The following is a 17,244-nucleotide window of genomic DNA, read 5'->3' as shown; positions in this document are numbered from 1 at the left end:
GTATTATCTGCGCTTTTGGCTTAGCATCTGCCGCACCTCGCTCGCCGTATCGGCACTTAGAATTATGCGGTATTGCCTTAACTAACTGCCCCAATCATAGCACGCTGCACCAAAATGTGCAAGTGTATTTGTGCAGTTCCACCGTACCAAAAAGCGCCGCTTTCCGGGCGGGAAAACGGCGCTGGTATCTGGGCTTGTTACAGGGCTTCGATCGCTGCGTTCAGGCGGCGCAGGGTCTCCTCCTTGCCCATCATGGCGGCCAGGTCGGTGCCGCCGCCGGGGGTGCGGGCCTTGCCGGACAGGGCAATGCCCAGCGGGAACAGCAGCCAGCCGTTCTTCTTTTCCATTGCCTCGGCTTTCTGCTTGCAGGCTTCAAAAATGGCGTCGCGGCTCCAGTCGGTCTGGGCTTCCAGCACGGGCAGCAGGGCGCTGAGCGCTTCCTTGGCGGATTCCGGCGTGGTTTTCTGCTTTTTGTTGCGGTACATTTCAGCATCAATGGGCAGAACTGCATCAAAGAAGTCCAGCTGCGGCGGGATATCCTCCAGCACCTCACAGCGGGGCTGCAGGTTCGCGCACAGCAGGTCGCGGTTGATCTGCACATGCACCGCCTGGTCAATGAACGGGTCCGCCAGCTTGCGGAACTCTTCTGCCGGCAGGGCGCGGATGTAAGCGGCGTTGATGGCACGCAGCTTGAGCGGGTCAAAGATAGCAGGAGACTTGGAGATGCGGGCAGGGTCCCAGATCTTGATCATCTCGTCAAGGCTGAAGATTTCCTGTTCGCCTTCCGGTGCCCAGCCCAGCAGCAGCAGATAGTTCAGCACAGCGGCGGGCAGATAACCCTTTGCCACCAGGTCCTGATAGCTGGCATCGCCGTTGCGCTTGGAAAGCTTGTGCTGTGCGTCTTTCATGACCGGCGGGCAGTGGATGTAGGTGGGGACCTCCCAGCCGAACGCCTGGTACAGCAGGTTGTACTTCGGCGTGCTGGAAAGATACTCGCTGCCGCGGATGACATGGGTAATGCCCATCAGGTGGTCATCTACCACGTTGGCAAAGTTATAGGTCGGCATGCCATCCGTCTTGATCAGAATCTGGTCATCCAGTTCGGAATTATTGACCTCAATGTGACCGTACACCACATCGTCAAAGCCGGTCACACCCTCGGCAGGGATCTTCTGGCGGATGACATAGGGCACACCAGCAGCCAGCTTGGCGTTGATCTCCTCCTGCGGCAGGTCACGGCAGTGGCCGTCGTAATGGCTCATTTCGCCGTTGGCTTTTTGCTGCTCATGCAGGTCGTTCAGGCGTTCCTCGGTGCAGAAGCAGTAGTAGGCTTTGCCCGCTTTGACCAGCTGCTCGGCATACTGTTTGAACATGCCCATGCGCTGGCTCTGGACATAGGGGCCGACGGGGCCGCCGATATCCGGGCCTTCGTCCCAAGTCAAGCCGGTGGCGCGCAGCGTGTTGTAAATAATATCGGTTGCGCCCTCCACCAGGCGGCCCTGATCGGTATCCTCAATGCGCAGGATAAAGGTGCCGCCGTTGTGGCGGGCCTGAAGATAAGTATACAGTGCGGTGCGCAGGTTGCCCACATGCATATAGCCCGTGGGGGACGGTGCAAACCGGGTGCGTACAGGATTAGCCATGGTAAAATTACCCCTACTTTCGTGATGATGTAACAGCATATGCAAACATATATAAGATAAGTTTACCCATGTTGCTCTTTCTTGTCAACGCCGTTTTTGCAAATTCATTGGTCAGCTTCTTTTGCACAGTTCCATCTTGCAAATTGTTTACCCGCGTGATACAATACATGCTGTAAACCAGTGATGCGAAAGTAAAACCGCCGGCGCACGCACAGAGAGCCTGGATAGCTGAGAACAGGCCGGAACGCGGGGCGGCACAATGGTTCGCAGAGGGCACGGGGAACGGCGCGAACGCCCAGTATCCGTTGACGGCAGCCACCGTTATCCGGCGGGGATGTTATTTGCATCCCGGTAAGCGGCCGCAGTTTGCGGCAAGCAAGGTGGCACCACAGGAAAAACTTTCCTGCCCTTGCACAGAGGCGCACCCGCTTCTCTGTGCGGGGGCAGTTTTCTTTATTGAAAGATGGAAAGGAAGTATTCACCATGGCAGAACAAATTGAAAAGCGCAAGCGCATTCTTTCGGGCATCCAGCCCACCGGCACCCCCACGTTGGGCAATTATATCGGTGCGGTGCGCAACTGGGCCCTGCTGCAGTCGGATTATGACTGCCTGTATATGGTTGCTGACCTGCACGCTTTGACCGTGCGCCAGACCCCCGCCAACCTGCGCCGTCAAACCCGCGAGATGGCCGCCCTGCTGCTGGCTGTGGGCATTGACCCGGAACAGCATGTGCTGTTTGTGCAGAGCCATGTTCCCGCCCACTGCGAGCTTTCCTGGGTTTTGGCCTGCAACACCCAGTTTGGCGAACTTTCCCGCATGACCCAGTTCAAGGATAAAAGCGCCAAGCACCCGGATAACGTCAACGGCGGTCTGTTCACCTACCCTGTTCTGATGGCGGCCGACATCCTGGTTTATAACGCGGATCTGGTGCCCGTTGGCCAGGACCAGACCCAGCACCTGGAAATTGCCCGCACGATTGCCAACCGTTTCAACGGCATTTACGGTGATACCTTTACCCTGCCCGCCGGTTACGTTCCCAAGGCAGGCGCCAAGATCATGAGCCTGGCCGAACCCACCAAAAAGATGAGCAAGTCCGACACCAACGCAAACGCCTTTGTGCTGATGACCGACGATAAGGACACCATTGTGCGCAAATTCAAGCGCGCCGTAACCGATTCTGACGGCGTTGTGCGGTTTGACGCCGAGAACAAGCCCGGTGTTTCCAATCTGATGACCATTTATTCCACCTTTACCGGCAAGGACCTGGCCGCTATTGAGGCTGAGTTTGCCGGCAAGGGTTACGGTGATTTCAAGCTGGCCGTTGCCGAAGTGACCGCCGACGCCCTGGCCCCCGTGCAGGCCGAGTATGGCCGCATTCTGGCTGACAAAGCCTATGTGGACAGCGTGCTGAAATCCGGTGCCGAGCGTGCCGCCCGCCTTGCCAACCGTACCGTCAGCAAGGTATACCGCAAGGTCGGTTTGATGCAGTTGGACAAATAATTTTTGGGCAATACCGCATAATTCTAAGTGCCGCACCTCGCTCGCCGTATCGGCACTTAGAATTATGCGGTATTGCCTTATTTTTTATCTACGCCTATCACACCCATTCCCCATTGAACACGTATTTGTCCAGCCGTTCAAAGGCTTCCTGCACGCGGGTCAGGGGCAGTGCAAGGTTCATGCGGATGGCGCAGGGACCGTGGAACATACGGCCATCCTGCCAGGCAACGCCCACATTCCAGCCGGCTTTTTCCACCTCGGCAATGATTTTCCCGTGGGCTTTGCACCAATCCGTGCAATCCAGGAAGAGCATGTAGGTGCCCTCCGGCTTGCTGACCGAAACGCCTTCAAAATGCTGGGTGATATAATCACAGGCAAAGTTGACATTGCCGCTGATGGTCTCCCGCAGTTCCTCCACCCATTCGTACCCTTCCGGCTTATAAGCGCCGATCAGGGCGTGCATAGAAAGCACATTCATATCATTATAGTGCGGCTTGCTGCTTTTGGCACGCACGCGGTCCCGCAGGTAGGGATTATAAATAATATGGTAACTACCCACCAGGCCCGCCAGGTTAAAGGTTTTGCTGGGGGCATACAGGGCAACGGTGCGGCTGCGGGCATCCTCGCTGACGGACTGGGTGGGGATGTGCTTGTGGCCGTTCAGAATGATATCCGACCAGATTTCGTCCGAAATGACAAGACAGTCATTGGCGCGGTAGACCTCCATCGCCTTTTCCAACTCCCAGCGCTCCCACACGCGGCCGCAGGGGTTGTGCGGGCTGCAGAAGATCGCCACATGGATGTGGTTCGCCTTGATCTTGGCATCCATATCCTCAAAGTCCATCCGCCACACACCGTTTTCATCCTTGACCAGTGGGCTGTGCACAATTTTATAGCCGTTGTTTTCCACACTGGCGGTAAAGCCGATGTAGGTGGGGCTGTGCAGCAGCACGGCATCGCCGGGGGCAGCAAAGCTGGTCAAAGCAGAGATCACGCCGCCCAGCACACCGTTTTCGTACCCGATGCACTCTTTGGTCAGGCCGGTTACACCGTTGCGGGTCTGGTGCCAGCGGATGATGGAATCATAATATTCATCGGTCGCGCTAAAATAACCAAAGGCCGGGTGCTGGGCGCGCTCGATAATGGCCTGCTGGATGGTGGGTACCGTGGGAAAATTCATATCCGCCACCCACATGGGGATCACATCAAAGCCAGGTTTGGGCGCTTCGGGCGCAAAGCCGTTCATCTGGCCGACGGAATCTACCGCAATGGCGTCCTTGCCATGGCGGTTCATGATGGAAGTAAAATCATATTTCATTGCAACATGCTCCTTTGCTGTTTTCATCTCTTTCTCTGCTACCAGCATACCCCAAAATGCCGCCCCGCACAAGGTATGATTTTACGCTTTTATCTGAGGCAAAACCGCCCCGCCGGGTGCAGCGCTGTACCTCGGCAGGGCGGTTCACTATCTTTATAATTTTGCCTTACAGCATGGCGGGAACCTGGGTTTCCACCTGCGGGGCGCCGCCCGCCAGTTCTTCTGCCGTAACGGGGGCAGGGTCAGCCTTGGTGGTCAGGCGCTCCTTGGCCACGGCCAGCATCAGCTTGATGCGGTTTTCCTGGTTGACGCGGGTGGCGCTGGGGTCATAGTCCACGGGGGTGATGTTGGCCTGCGGGTAGCGGGCGCGGATCTGGTTGATCATGCCCTTGCCTACAATGTGGTTCGGCAGGCAGCCAAAGGGCTGAGCACAAACGATGTTTTCGTATCCGCCCTCCACCAGCTCGATCATTTCGGCGGTCAACAGCCAGCCTTCGCCCATCTTGGCCCCCAGGGAGATAATGCCCTTGGGTTTTTCCATCAGTTCACGGAAAGAGCCGGGCGCATAGAAGCCGCTTTTGCGCATGGCATCGTTCATAGCGCAGCCGATGGAATCCATCCAGTCCAGCAGCTTATCCGTCGCCATTGCCTTGACCTTGCTGCCGCCGTACAGCTCCACGTCCAGCGTCATGTTGGCAACACAGTATTCCACAAAGCCCATCAGGCCGGGCAGGTTCACTTCGCAGTCCTGGCTTTCCAGGAATTTTTCCAGATCGTTGTTGCCCAGGGGCGAATACTTGACGTAAATTTCGCCCACAACGCCAACCTTGACTTTCGGCACGCGGGTAACAGGCACCGAAGCGTAAGAAGCGCAGATGACGGCGAACTGGCGTTTCATATCATGCACATTGTAGTTGATGCTCTTGTGCATCCAGCTCTGGATGGTGGCGATCCACTTTTCGGTCAGGGCATCAGCGGAGCCGGGCTTGTTCTCATAGGGCTTGGTCTGGCTGCGCAGGGCCACCAACAGGTCGCCGTAATAAATGCAGGCAATGACCTTGCGGATCAGCGGCAGGGTCAGCGGCAGGCCGCTGCCTTTTTCCAGGCCGGAAAAGTTCAGCGATGCCACCGGGATATTACCGTACCCGGCCTTGACCAGCGCTTTGCGCAGCAGCTTGATGTAGTTGGATGCACGGCAGCCGCCGCCCGTCTGGGTAATGAGCAGCGCGGTATGGTCCAGATCATACTTGCCGGAGTTCAGCGCGTCAATAAACTGACCGATGACCAGCAGCGCCGGGTAGCAGGTATCGTTGTGAACATATTTCAGGCCAAGCTGGGCGACCTCGCTGCCGCAGTTGCCCAGAACTTCCACATTATAGCCCTCGCACTCCAGCGCAGCCTGCAGCAGCCGGAACTGGGTAACGGCCATATTGGGGATCAAAATCTTGTGGGTCTTGACCATATCTTTGGTAAAATTGGGGGTCATGTATTCCATAAAGTGCCTCGCTTGTTTAGGTAGGGGTTAGGAAGTAGGAGTTAGGGCAATACCGCATAATTCTAAGTGCCGATACGGCGAGCGAGGTGCGGCAGCTGCTAAGCCAAAAGCGCAGATAATACTGGATATCTTATCGAGCATTTTGGCAACGCAGATGCCGTGCCGCAGCCACCGAAGCGGTGCTTAAGCCGCTAGGCGGGAATTGTGCGGTGTTGCCTTAGGAGTTGACGGTATGGGAAAGCTGCGCTTAAGTGCTTTTGGCAGCCGCTCTTTTCAAGCGCTTTTCCCTGCTTACTCTATCAAATTTTGCCGCAGGCTTTGCGGCGTGCTTTAACTCCTCACTCCTACCTCCTAACTCATCATTGGTCTTCTTTCCGTTCTTCCAGTGCGGCAAACAGGCTGCGCAGGCGGATGTTGACGGCGCCAAGGTTGGTGATCTCGTCAATTTTCAGCTGGGTGTACAGCTTGCCGCCTTCCTGCAAAATTTCGCGGGTCTCGTCGGTGGTAATGGCATCCAGGCCGCAGCCGAAGGATACCAGCTGCACCAGGTCCATATCCGGCTGGGTGGTGCAGTACTTGGCGGCCGCATACAGGCGGCTGTGGTAGGTCCACTGGTTTAGCACGGCGGTATCAAACTTTTCTTCATAGCAGCTGACGGAATCTTCTGTTACCACGGCAGCGCCCTGGCGGATGATCAGCTTATCAATGCCATGGTTGACCTCCGGATCCACATGGTAGGGGCGGCCGGCCAGCACAATAATGTGGCGGTGCTCCGCGCGGGCGCGGGCAATGATCTCAGCTCCCTTGGCGCGCACCTGGGTCATGTGGTGCTCGTACTCATCATACGCGGCATCAATGGCGGCATGTACTTCCTTAACAGGGATGCCGGGGAAATACTGGTCCAGAATGGCCGGGAAACGCTTGGTAAAGTCCTTGCGGCGGGCCAGGTTGATGTAATCATAAATGAACTTGGTATTTTCCAGTTCCGGGCAGTTGCCGACCAGAACTTCGGGATAATAAGCAACCACGGGGCAGTTATAATGGTTATCGCCCAGGTGTTCGTCCACATTGTAGCTCATGCAGGGGTAGAACACAGCGTCCACGCCCATCTTGCACAGTTCGGCAATATGGCCGTGGCTGAGCTTTGCAGGGAAGCAGGCGGTATCGCTGGGGATGGTGGCCTGGCCTTCCTGGTACAGCTTGCGGCTGGAAACCGGGCTGACCTTGACGGTAAAGCCCAGCTTGGTAAAGAAGGTGTGCCAGAACGGCAGCAGCTCGTACATGTTCAGGCAGAGCGGAATGCCGATGACCCCGCGGGAATTGCCCTCGTTTTCCGGCTTATAATCCAGCAGCAGCTTGAGCTTGTAGGCGTACAGATCCAGATCATCGCTGGTTGCCTTGCCGGTCACCGGCTTATCGCAGCGGTTGCCGGAAATATAGCGCTTGCCATCGGCAAACACATTGATGGTCAGCTGGCAGTGGTTGCCGCAGCCGCCGCACTGGACGGTGCTGACCTTCTGTTCAAAGTGTTCCAGCTCGTCCTGGGTCAGCACGGTGCTCATCTGGCCCGCTGCGGCGCGGGCTTTGCCGTACAGCGCAGCGCCGTAAGCGCCCATCAGGCCCGCAATGTCCGGGCGGATAACATTGACGCCCATCTCTTTTTCAAAGGCGCGCAGAACCGCTTCATTATAGAATGTACCGCCCTGCACCACAATGTTGCGGCCCAGTTCTTCCGGGCTGGAAGCACGGATCACCTTATACAGTGCGTTCTTGACCACCGAGATGGACAGGCCAGCGCTGATGTTTTCAATGGAAGCGCCGTCCTTCTGGGCCTGCTTGACACTGGAGTTCATGAACACCGTGCAGCGGCTGCCAAGGTCAACGGGCTTATCGGCAAACAGGCCAAGGGCGGCAAACTCCTTGACATCATAGCCCAGTGCCTGGGCAAAGGTCTGCAAAAAGCTGCCGCAGCCAGAGGAACAGGCTTCGTTCAGGAAGATATTGCTGATGGCCCCGTCCTCGATCTTAAAGCACTTCATATCCTGGCCACCGATATCAATGATGAAATCAACGTTGGGCATAAAGTGCTTGGCGGCAGTAAAGTGGGCCACAGTTTCTACCAGGCCGCGGTCACAATGGAACGCATTCTTGACCAGCTCTTCGCCGTAACCGGTGGTGGTCACGCTGGCGATCTGCAAACCGGGGTGCCGCTGGTACAGTTTCAGCAGCGTTTCCCGCACCAGGGGCAGCGGGTTGCCCAGGTTGGGCTGGTAGCTGGTGAACAGGATATTATCATTCTGGTCGATCACCACCAGCTTGATGGTGGTGGAACCGGAGTCAATACCGATATGTACCGGGCCGCAGTCCGCGCCAAAAGGCACACAAGGCACCGAGGCTTTCAGGTGGCGGGCATGGAAGTCCTCATATTCCTGCTTATCCTTGAACAGGGGCGGCAGGCTGATGTAAGTTGCGGTGGCGCTGTATTCATCCAGGCGGCTGGCAACCTCATTCAGATCAAACTCCTGGTCTGCATAGAACGCAGCTCCCAGCGCCACGTACAGCAGGCTGTTTTCCGGGCAGGTACCGGTCACATGCAGGGTTTCGTCAAAGCTTTTGCGCAGCACGGTGGAGAAAGTCAGCGGCCCGCCCAGGTACAAAATATTGCCCTTGATGGGGCGGCCCTGTGCCAGGCCGGCAATGGTCTGGTTGACCACAGCCTGATAAATGGAAGCCGCAATATCCCCCGCCTGTGCGCCCTGGTTGATCAGAGGCTGGATGTCGCTTTTGGCAAACACACCGCAGCGGGATGCAATGGTGTAAGTACGGGTGGATTTCTGCGCCGCCTTATCCATCTCATCTGCGCTCATCTTCAGCAGGGTGGCCATCTGGTCAATAAATGCGCCGGTGCCGCCTGCGCAGCTGCCGTTCATGCGCACTTCGGTACCGTTGGTCAGGAACAAGATCTTGGCATCCTCGCCGCCCAGCTCAATGATGCAGTCGGTACCCGGCGCCAGCTTGTTGGCGGCCACGCGGGTGGCAAACACTTCCTGCACAAAGGGCACCTTGCAGCTGTCGGCAAGGCCCATACCGGCGGAACCGGAGATTGCCAGCTTTGCTCTGCCATCCGGCAGATAGTTCTGCGCGGCGCGGTGCAGCAACTCCTTGCCTTTTTCCAGGATATGGCTGTAGTGGCGCTCATAGGTGGAATATACGATCTGCTCTGCATCGTTCAGCACGACACATTTAATGGTAGTTGAACCGATGTCCAAACCAACTCTCATGGGGTTGACCTCCTAGGGGTATGAAAACGTTCTCCGTTTTTGAACTCTGAAAGCGGCATTCTGCACGCGGGGCTACGCCTTTTTGGAACAAGGCGAAATTCATATTATTGTACCGCTTTTCGGCAAATGATGCAAGATGAAATGCTCCCTTTGCCCTGTATTCTGGATGCAAGAATGCAGTATATAAAATAAAGATATCATAAAGTTTTGAACGTTTTTTGAACAAATTCTTTTTGTAAATGGCATTTCTTGACTTTTTCATGGTATAATGCTGTCAAAATCATCTCTGATTATTTTCAAAAGGAGTATCAATCCATGGCATCTTTGCTTTTGCCAATCATTTATCTGGCGTTTATCAGCCTTGGTCTGCCGGACGCCCTGCTGGGCGCGGCATGGCCCACCATGTACCCGCAGCTGGGGGCGCAGGTTTCCTGGGCGGGCGGCGTTTCGATGATCATTTCCGCCTGCACCATCCTTTCCGCCCTGGCGAGCGACCGCCTGAACGAGCGCCTTGGCACAGGGCGGGTCACCGCCATCAGCGCTGCCACCACGGCAGCGGCGCTGTTCGGGTTTTCCTTCTGCCATGCGTTCTGGCAGCTCTGCCTGTGGGCTATCCCCTATGGGCTGGGCGCGGGCAGCGTGGATGCAGCCTTAAACAACTATGTTGCCCTGCACTACAAAAGCCGCCATATGAGCTGGCTGCACTGCATGTGGGGTGTGGGTGCCAGCCTTGGCCCCGTTATTATGGGGCAGGCACTGGCCGGTTCCGGCTGGCAGGGCGGCTACCGCATCATTGGCATTTTGCAGGTGGTGCTGACAGTGGTGCTGCTGTTCAGCCTGCCGCTGTGGAAGCTGCCGCAGGACGCTATGGGTGGCGCGCCGTTCACCCCGCAGCACCGCAGCTTTCCGGAGCTGCTGAAAATCACCGGTGTGCCGGAAGTTCTGGTCTGCTTTTTGTGTTACTGCGCACTGGAATCCACCGCCGGGATGTGGGCCTCCAGCTACTGCACCCTGGTGCGCGGTTTGGATGCCCAGACCGCTGCCAGCTGGGCCAGCCTGTTCTATTTGGGCATTACCGCCGGGCGGTTTGTTTCCGGCTTTTTGACGATGAAGATGAGCGACCGCAACATGATCCGGCTGGGGCAGGTGTTAATTGCCCTGGGCATTCTGCTGGTTCTGCTGCCTGCCGGAAACAACGTGCTGTTTGTGGGCCTGATTTTGATCGGCTTGGGCTGCGCCCCTGTTTACCCCTGCATCATCCACGAAACGCCGGTCAATTTTGGCCGGGAGCTGAGCATGTCGATGACGGGGTTACAGATGGCCTTTGCCTATGTGGGCTCCTGCCTGGCCCCGCCGCTGTTCGGCCTGCTGGCACAGAACGTTACCCCCAAGCTGTACCCCTGGTACCTAGCCGTTGGGCTGGTGGTCATGGTCATCATGTCTGAAAGTCTGCACGCCAAAAAGGCCGCCGAGCGCCGTTAAGCATGCTTAGCGCAGCAAAACCGCATAAACTGTCGCAAAACGCTGCGCAGACCCTTGCCTTTTGCTTTGCCGGGATTGTATAATAAAGACAAAGCTATTGTCGTTTTTTGTGTGATACCAGAACTGAACAGGAGGGCTGTTTTATGCGTTGCTCCATCTGCGGCGGCCATCTGACCAACCAGCGCTGTGACGACTGCGGAATGATTTTTCCCCCTGAGGACCGCTATACTCTGCACCATACCGAGGATCCCAACTGCCCCTCCCACGTTGAGCCGGGGCAGAAAGCCCGTCCGGTCTCGCTGGCGGCGGATTACGCCCGCCACCGGGCCGAAAGCGCACCGCGCCCCCAGCCGTCCCAGCGGCCTACCAAGCCAACTTACCAGAACAGCAATTCCGGCAGGCGCAAGGGCTCCCAGATTGCCGGCCTGATTATTGCGCTGGTCTGGGTCGTGATCTGTTTGATGATCAGCTTCGCCAATATCAGCTTCGCCAATATGAGATAAACTGGTTTCATTGTCTCCTATCTCTGCTTTTTTATTTTCTGCCAACGAAACCAAAAGCCCGCCGAGCACCATAAAAAATGCTCTGCGGGCTTTCGCTATATCTTTAGGCAATACCGCATAATTCTAAGTGCCGATACGGCGAGCGAGGTGCGGCAGCTGCTAGGCCAAAAGCGCAGATAATACTGGATGTCTTATCGAGCATTTTGGCAACGCAGATGCCGCGCCGCAGCCGCCGGAGCGGTGCTTAAGCCGTCAGGTGGGAATTGTGCGGTATTGCCTTTATATACCGGATTTCTTTTCTCAATTCAACGTCTTCCCAAAGAACTCCAGCTCCGGGCGGATGGTGGCCATCAGGTCATCGAACTGGTCCGGGGTCAGGCTCTGGGCTCCATCGCTCTTGGCTCGGGCGGGGTCGTTGTGCACCTCGATCATCAAGCCGTCTGCACCGACTGCCACCGCAGCTTTGGCCAGGCTGGGCACCATAAAGGCGATGCCCGCGGCGTGGCTGGGGTCAATCACAACCGGCAGATGGGTCATCTTTTTCAGCATGGGCACGGCGGAAATATCCAGCGTGTTGCGCATGCTGGTTTCAAAGGTGCGGATGCCGCGCTCGCACAGCACAACATTGGGGTTGCCCTCTGCCATAATATACTCGGCGCTCATCACCAGCTCTTCCAGCGTGGCGGAAAGGCCACGCTTGAGTAGAACGGGGATGTTGGTGCGGCCAACAGCCTTGAGCAGTTCAAAGTTCTGCATGTTGCGCGCGCCGATCTGGATCATATCCACGCCGGTTTCCTCAAACAGGGGGATATGCTCGCTGTTCATCAGTTCGGTCACAATGGGCTGGCCGGTCTGGCTGCGGGCATGGGCCAGCAGTTCCAGGCCCTCGGCACGCAGCCCCTGGAAGCTGTAGGGGCTGGTGCGCGGCTTGAATGCGCCGCCGCGCAGGATGCTGGCCCCCGCGGCCTGCACACGCTGCGCCACAAAGGTGATCTGCTCCTTGCTTTCCACGCTGCAGGGACCCGCCATCACGGCAAAATGGCCGCCGCCAACCTTGATTTTCTTATCACCCACTTCCACCACGGTATCGTCCGGGTGGAACTTGCGGTTTGCCTTTTTGTAAGGCTCCGAAACACGGCGGCAGGTTTCCACCACCGGGTTTGCCAGCACCCAGCTTTCGCTCAGCGCCTTGGTATCACCAATCAGGCCCAGAATGTGGGTATCGCTGCCCATAGAATCGTTGATCTGGTACCCCATCGTCTGCAGTTCGTTGCAGAAAGCTTTGACCTTTTCATCCGGGGCATGCTGTTTTAATACGATGATCATGACATATTCTCCTCTATTTCTTATCCGCTTTACGGTAATTCTTTTATCCTTTAACGCTGTACAGTTTAGCACGTTAAAGTGTTAAAGTCAACCCCTGTTTTGACATTATTTTGCCCGCGGCGTATAATAAGGCTGTATTTGCAACGTGTTGCGTAAAATAATCGGAGCACCGTATTTTCCGGCACATACAGAGAAAGAGGTATTTTTACCATGGGTAAAGAAGTAAAAACCAACGCCATGCGCATGCTGGAGCGTGCCAAGGTGAATTATACATCGCACGAATATCCCCACGAGGAAGGCCAGGCTGTGGACGGTGCCCATGTGGCGCAGCTTACCGGCCAGGACCCTGCCAAGGTGTTTAAGACCCTTGTCACCCAGGGGGCAGACCGCAACTATTACGTGTTTGTTGTGCCTGTTCTGGCGGAACTGGATCTGAAGAAAGCCGCCAAGAGCGTGGGCGTGAAAAGCGTTGCCATGATTCATGTGGCAGACATCAACAAGGTAACCGGCTACATCCGCGGCGGGTGCAGTCCCGTTGGCATGAAAAAGCAGTTTGCCACCGTGTTTGACGAAAGCTGCCTGGCCCAGCCCACCATCCTGGTTTCCGGCGGGCGGATCGGCACCCAGATCGAATGCACCCCGGCAGACCTTGTTAAAGTAACCCGCGGCAAAACCGCCGCCATCACCGCGGAGAACGCCTGATGATGCGGCTGGATAAATACCTGTCCGAGCGGCTGGGTATCCCCCGCGGGGAAAGCCGCAAGCTGGCCGCCAAGGGCCGCGTGACGGTGAACGGCGTGCTGACCAAAAAGGCTGATACTCAGATTGAGGAAGCCACTGCCGAGGTTGCCGTAGACGGCAGACCGTTGGCCGGGGCTTACCAGAAATACGTTTACCTGATGCTGAACAAACCGGAGGGCGTTGTGAGCGCCGCGCAGGACAAACGCGATACCACCGTGGTGGATCTGGTAAAAGATGCGTTCCCCCGCCGACAGCTATTCCCCGCCGGGCGGCTGGACAAAACCAGCACTGGCTTTGTGCTGCTGACGGATGACGGCACGCTGGCGCATGACATCCTTGCGCCGGGCCGCCATGTGCCCAAGCAGTACCTTGTTACGCTGGATACCCCGCTGACCAACGCGATGCGGGTCGGCTTTGCCGCCGGGGTCACATTGGCAGACGGCCAGACGCTGGCCCCTGCCGAGGTAGCACCCGCCGGAGCTGACCCCTGTGTGGTGCGGGTCACGCTGCACCAGGGGGTCTACCACCAGATCAAGCGGATGTTCGGCGTGTTTGACGCCGGGGTGAACGCCCTGCACCGGGAAGTCATCGGCCCCGTTGCGCTGGATGCTGCCCTTGTTCCCGGCCAGTGGCGGGAGCTGACCGCAGAAGAAGTAAACGCCCTGCGCGCCGCCGCCAAACCGAAAAATTGAATTTCATTTTATTATCAGCTCACAAACACAACCCGGCCCCGTGCGCGTCTTGCACCGGGCCGGGTTTATTTTTAATTAAAAAAGAATAATGAATAATGGTTGTGTGACGCCCGCGGCGTCACCTTTTAACTAAGGGCAACACCGCACAATTCCCGCCTTGCGGCTTAAGCACCGCTCCGGCAGCTGCGTTGCCAAAATGCTCGATAAGACATCCAGTATTATCTGCGCTTTTGGCTTGGCACCTGCCGCACCTCGCTCGCCGTATCGGCACTTAGAATTATGCGGTATTGCCTAAGGTGTATCTGAAAACAAAGAAAATGACGGATATTTCGCAAACACAAGCAGGATGTAAGGCAAAGAGCCGCCGGAATCCTTTGTATATTCCAAGGCTTTTTAACGCAAAATCCCGCTGCGTTTGTGGAAATAGACGATATTTTCGACGTTTCAGATACACCCCAGGCCAGCTGCTCCGGCAAAAAGCATTCCGGCCAGAGCAACGGATCTGTTTTATTTGCGCCGCCGCGGGCGGTGCACCGACATTATTCTTTATTCATTATTATTTATTACTTGGGAGAAATTGTGTGCAATAACTGGTCGCCCTGCACCGGGCCGACTGCCTTATTTTTTCCCCTCATCCCGCGACCACAACCACACTCCAAAGCATCCCGCTGCCCTGCACCAGCAGCATCACGGCTTCCACCGCAACGGCGGCCAGCACGCACACAATGATGGGACACTTTTTCCATGCCAGACCACCTGCCACGGCAGCCCCCACAACCCCCAGCACCGGGTTGGCATCCACGCTAAACACACCGGGAAACACCAGCGCCGTCATGGCGGTATAGGGGATCAGCTGCAAAAAGTGTTCGACCCGCGCGTTCAGCCTGATGCGGCCCATCAAAAAGGCGGGCAGCACACGGGGCAGGTAGGTCACCAGAGTCATACCCAAAATCATCAGGTAGATATCACGGTTCTGCATGGCTGTTCTCCTCCCCTGCCGCATTGGGCGTTACAAAAAATGACCCCAGCGCCGCGCATCCCAGCGTGGAAAGGATCATTGACCAGCCGGAATCCAGCTGCACCACGTTGCACAGCACAGTGTTGCAGAGCGCCGTCAGCACAACCAGCGCGGCCAGGCGGCCGTTGCCGTGCAGGCCGGGCATCAGCAGGCCAATGAACATAGCATACAGCGAAATGCCCAGTGCCGCGGTGATCAGCGGCGGCAGCAGCCCGGTTGCAATGGCCCCCAGCCAGCTGCCCAGCGCCCAGGAAAGATAGGAGCAGAGCGCCATGGAGAAAAAGTACCGCGGCGTGCGCGGGGCGTTGGCCGTGGTGGTGTACACGGCAAAGGTTTCGTCCGTAACGCCAAAAGCGGCCAGCATACGCACCGGCAACCTGCCGCCCTGCATCTGGTTGAACACGCAGGTGCTCATGATGATATGCCGCAGGTTCAGGATAAATGTTGTCAGCACAATGGTCAGCACAGCAGCGCCCTGCGCCACCATACCAGCAGCCATCATCTCGCTGGCACCGCCGTATACGGTCAAGGACATCAGCACCGTCTGCCAGGTGTTCAGGCCCGCCTGGCGCGCCATTACGCCATAGGCAATGCCCACCGGCACATACCCCAGCATAATGGGCACCGCGCTGCGGGTCCCGGCCAGCCACTCCTCTTTTTTGGTCATATTCCTTCCCCTTTTCCTACTGATCTGGTTGATTGCGCGAAATATGGTTTATTATAGCACCGCTCCCTGGCCGCAGCAAGTTTTTCTTGCCGTAAGAGATAGAATAGCGTATAATGTAAAAGAATATATTTTGTTTTTACCTCGTGTGCCCTTTGGCCATTCTTCTGCCGGGCACACCCATCTATAAATTTGATTGGGGGATCTTGCAAATGTCTGGTTTTATCTCACTTTCCGTGCCGAACTTCGGCGAAAAAGAAGCAGCTTACGCTGCCGAGGCTATTACTTCCGGCTGGGTTTCCACCAGCGGTGCCAAAGTTAGCGAATTTGAGGAAGCACTGGCTGCCTATGTAGGCATGCCGCGCGCTGTTGCCGCCAACAGCGGCACATCCTCGCTGCACCTGGCCGCAATGGCGGCGGGCATCCGCCGCGGGGATGAGGTGATTGTGCCCACCCTGACCTTTATTGCCGCTGTCAACCCGCTGACCCGCTATGTGGGCGCGGAACCGATCTTCATCGGCTGCAACGATACCCTTTGCATTGACCCGGACGCCGTGGAGGATTTTTGTGCCAACCACTGCACCCTGAAAGAGGACGGGCTGTACAATAACAAAACCGGTGCCCGCGTGCGCGCGCTGGGCGTGGTACATGTGTTTGGCAATATGGCCGATATGCCCCGCCTGCTGGACATTGCCCGTCGCTACAAGCTGATTTTGATTGAGGACGCCACCGAAGCGCTTGGCACCCGCTACACCGCAGGCCCGCTGGCTGGCAAGGCCGCCGGCACCATGGGCGATATCGGCTGCTACAGCTTTAACGGCAACAAGATCATGACCACCGGCGCAGGCGGTTTTGTGGTTTCCAACCACGCCGATTGGGCCGAGCACGCCAAGCACCTTTCCACCCAGGCCAAGGCCGATATGCTGCAATTTCTGCATGATGAAGTCGGCTACAACTACCGCATGACCAACGTGCAGGCCTGCCTGGGCCTTGCCCAGCTGGAAAGGCTGGAGGGCTTTGTGGAGACCAAGAAAGCCCGCTACGACCAGTACAAAGCTGCTCTGGACGGCGTACACGGCCTTCGTATTCTGCCGTTCAAAGAGGAATCTGACGGCGTGCGCTCCAACCATTGGTTCTACAGCCTGTACCTGAAAGATTCCGGCCTTGACCGCGATACCGTGATTGCCAAACTGCAGGAGCAGGGCATCCAGACCCGCCCGGTATGGGCCCTGATCAACGAGCAGGCCGACTACCCCAAAAACGAAGCGTACGCCCTGGAAAAAGCCCAGGACTACCGCAAGTACATCGTCAACCTGCCCTGCTCCACCAACCTGACCGAACAAGACTGCGAACGCGTGATCGCGGCAGTTAAGAACCTGTAATTTGAGTTAGGAGGGAGGAGCTGGAAGTTAGGAGTTATTGGTGTGCGCTGCCGCGCGCAATTTTGGATATTAAGTCTTTCACCTTTTTCAAAATTTGCGGCGTAAGCCGCACTTTCAACTCCTAAGGCAATACCGCATAATTCTAAGTGCCGATACGGCGAGCGAGGTGCGGCAGATGCTAAGCCAAAAGCGCAGATAA

13 protein-coding genes are annotated in these 17,244 nt (G+C 56.7%); 6 read left to right on the top strand and 7 right to left on the bottom strand.

All coding sequences use genetic code 11. The features are described 5' to 3' along the window. Window positions 1-197 precede the first annotated feature (197 nt). Entirely contained in the window at window positions 198-1,643 is a 1,446-nt protein-coding gene (gene gltX / locus C4885_RS11890; RefSeq protein WP_114000539.1) for a glutamate--tRNA ligase, read from the bottom strand. 483 nt (window positions 1,644-2,126) lie between these two features. Between gltX and trpS the strand changes: the two genes are divergently transcribed. Beyond that, window positions 2,127-3,143 carry a tryptophan--tRNA ligase gene (gene trpS, locus C4885_RS11885; RefSeq protein ID WP_114000538.1) on the top strand — a complete coding sequence of 339 codons (1,017 nt, stop codon included), beginning with the start codon at window positions 2,127-2,129 and terminating at the stop codon, window positions 3,141-3,143. Between the two features lie 97 nt (window positions 3,144-3,240). On the opposite strand, the gene C4885_RS11880 is transcribed toward trpS, so the two are convergent. The 3 genes from C4885_RS11880 to C4885_RS11870 form a co-directional block, all read right to left on the bottom strand. Further along, on the bottom strand, window positions 3,241-4,461 hold the full coding sequence (locus C4885_RS11880) for a MalY/PatB family protein (protein ID WP_114000537.1): 1,221 nt from the start codon (window positions 4,459-4,461) through the stop codon (window positions 3,241-3,243). 166 nt (window positions 4,462-4,627) lie between these two features. Then, window positions 4,628-5,956 (bottom strand): 2-hydroxyacyl-CoA dehydratase, encoded by a 1,329-nt coding sequence (locus C4885_RS11875; protein WP_114000536.1) that lies wholly within the window; start codon window positions 5,954-5,956, stop codon window positions 4,628-4,630. A gap of 359 nt (window positions 5,957-6,315) precedes the next feature. Next, window positions 6,316-9,237: an acyl-CoA dehydratase activase gene (locus C4885_RS11870; RefSeq protein WP_114000535.1), complete on the bottom strand. Its 2,922-nt coding sequence runs from the start codon at window positions 9,235-9,237 to the stop codon at window positions 6,316-6,318. A gap of 315 nt (window positions 9,238-9,552) precedes the next feature. On the opposite strand from C4885_RS11870, the gene C4885_RS11865 reads away from it, so the two are divergent. After that, on the top strand, window positions 9,553-10,719 hold the full coding sequence (locus C4885_RS11865) for a sugar MFS transporter (protein WP_114000534.1): 1,167 nt from the start codon (window positions 9,553-9,555) through the stop codon (window positions 10,717-10,719). Window positions 10,720-10,862: 143 nt separating this feature from the next. Continuing rightward, complete coding sequence (locus C4885_RS11860; RefSeq protein WP_114000533.1) at window positions 10,863-11,222, top strand: hypothetical protein; 360 nt, start codon at window positions 10,863-10,865, stop codon at window positions 11,220-11,222. A 300-nt stretch (window positions 11,223-11,522) separates the two neighbouring features. Here the strand turns inward: C4885_RS11860 and aroF are convergent, their stop codons facing one another. Then, window positions 11,523-12,548 carry a 3-deoxy-7-phosphoheptulonate synthase gene (aroF, locus tag C4885_RS11855; RefSeq protein WP_114000532.1) on the bottom strand — a complete coding sequence of 342 codons (1,026 nt, stop codon included), beginning with the start codon at window positions 12,546-12,548 and terminating at the stop codon, window positions 11,523-11,525. Window positions 12,549-12,758: 210 nt separating this feature from the next. Here aroF and ybaK point away from each other — a divergent pair, with 210 nt between their 5' ends. Together ybaK and C4885_RS11845 are read left to right on the top strand one after the other, a co-directional pair. Beyond that, window positions 12,759-13,250 (top strand): Cys-tRNA(Pro) deacylase, encoded by a 492-nt coding sequence (gene ybaK, locus C4885_RS11850; protein WP_114000531.1) that lies wholly within the window; start codon window positions 12,759-12,761, stop codon window positions 13,248-13,250. 2 nt (window positions 13,251-13,252) lie between these two features. Then, window positions 13,253-13,981: a pseudouridine synthase gene (locus tag C4885_RS11845; RefSeq protein ID WP_114000540.1), complete on the top strand. Its 729-nt coding sequence runs from the start codon at window positions 13,253-13,255 to the stop codon at window positions 13,979-13,981. A 631-nt stretch (window positions 13,982-14,612) separates the two neighbouring features. Here the strand turns inward: C4885_RS11845 and C4885_RS11840 are convergent. Next, the gene (locus tag C4885_RS11840; RefSeq protein ID WP_114000530.1) at window positions 14,613-14,960 is read right to left on the bottom strand and encodes an AzlD domain-containing protein; all 348 of its coding nucleotides are present in this window, start codon (window positions 14,958-14,960) and stop codon (window positions 14,613-14,615) included. After that, window positions 14,947-15,666 carry an AzlC family ABC transporter permease gene (locus C4885_RS11835; RefSeq protein WP_114000529.1) on the bottom strand — a complete coding sequence of 240 codons (720 nt, stop codon included), beginning with the start codon at window positions 15,664-15,666 and terminating at the stop codon, window positions 14,947-14,949. Before C4885_RS11835 ends, C4885_RS11840 begins: the two co-directional genes overlap by 14 nt. Before the next feature lie 209 nt (window positions 15,667-15,875). Here C4885_RS11835 and C4885_RS11830 point away from each other — a divergent pair, with 209 nt between their 5' ends. Further along, window positions 15,876-17,045 carry a LegC family aminotransferase gene (locus C4885_RS11830; protein WP_114000528.1) on the top strand — a complete coding sequence of 390 codons (1,170 nt, stop codon included), beginning with the start codon at window positions 15,876-15,878 and terminating at the stop codon, window positions 17,043-17,045. Window positions 17,046-17,244: the final 199 nt, after the last annotated feature.

The organism is Subdoligranulum sp. APC924/74, assembly GCF_003324125.1.
GTDB lineage: Bacteria > Bacillota > Clostridia > Oscillospirales > Ruminococcaceae > Gemmiger > Gemmiger qucibialis.
Note: the sequence above shows the minus strand (reverse complement) of the source record. Positions and strands in the feature narration are given on the sequence as shown.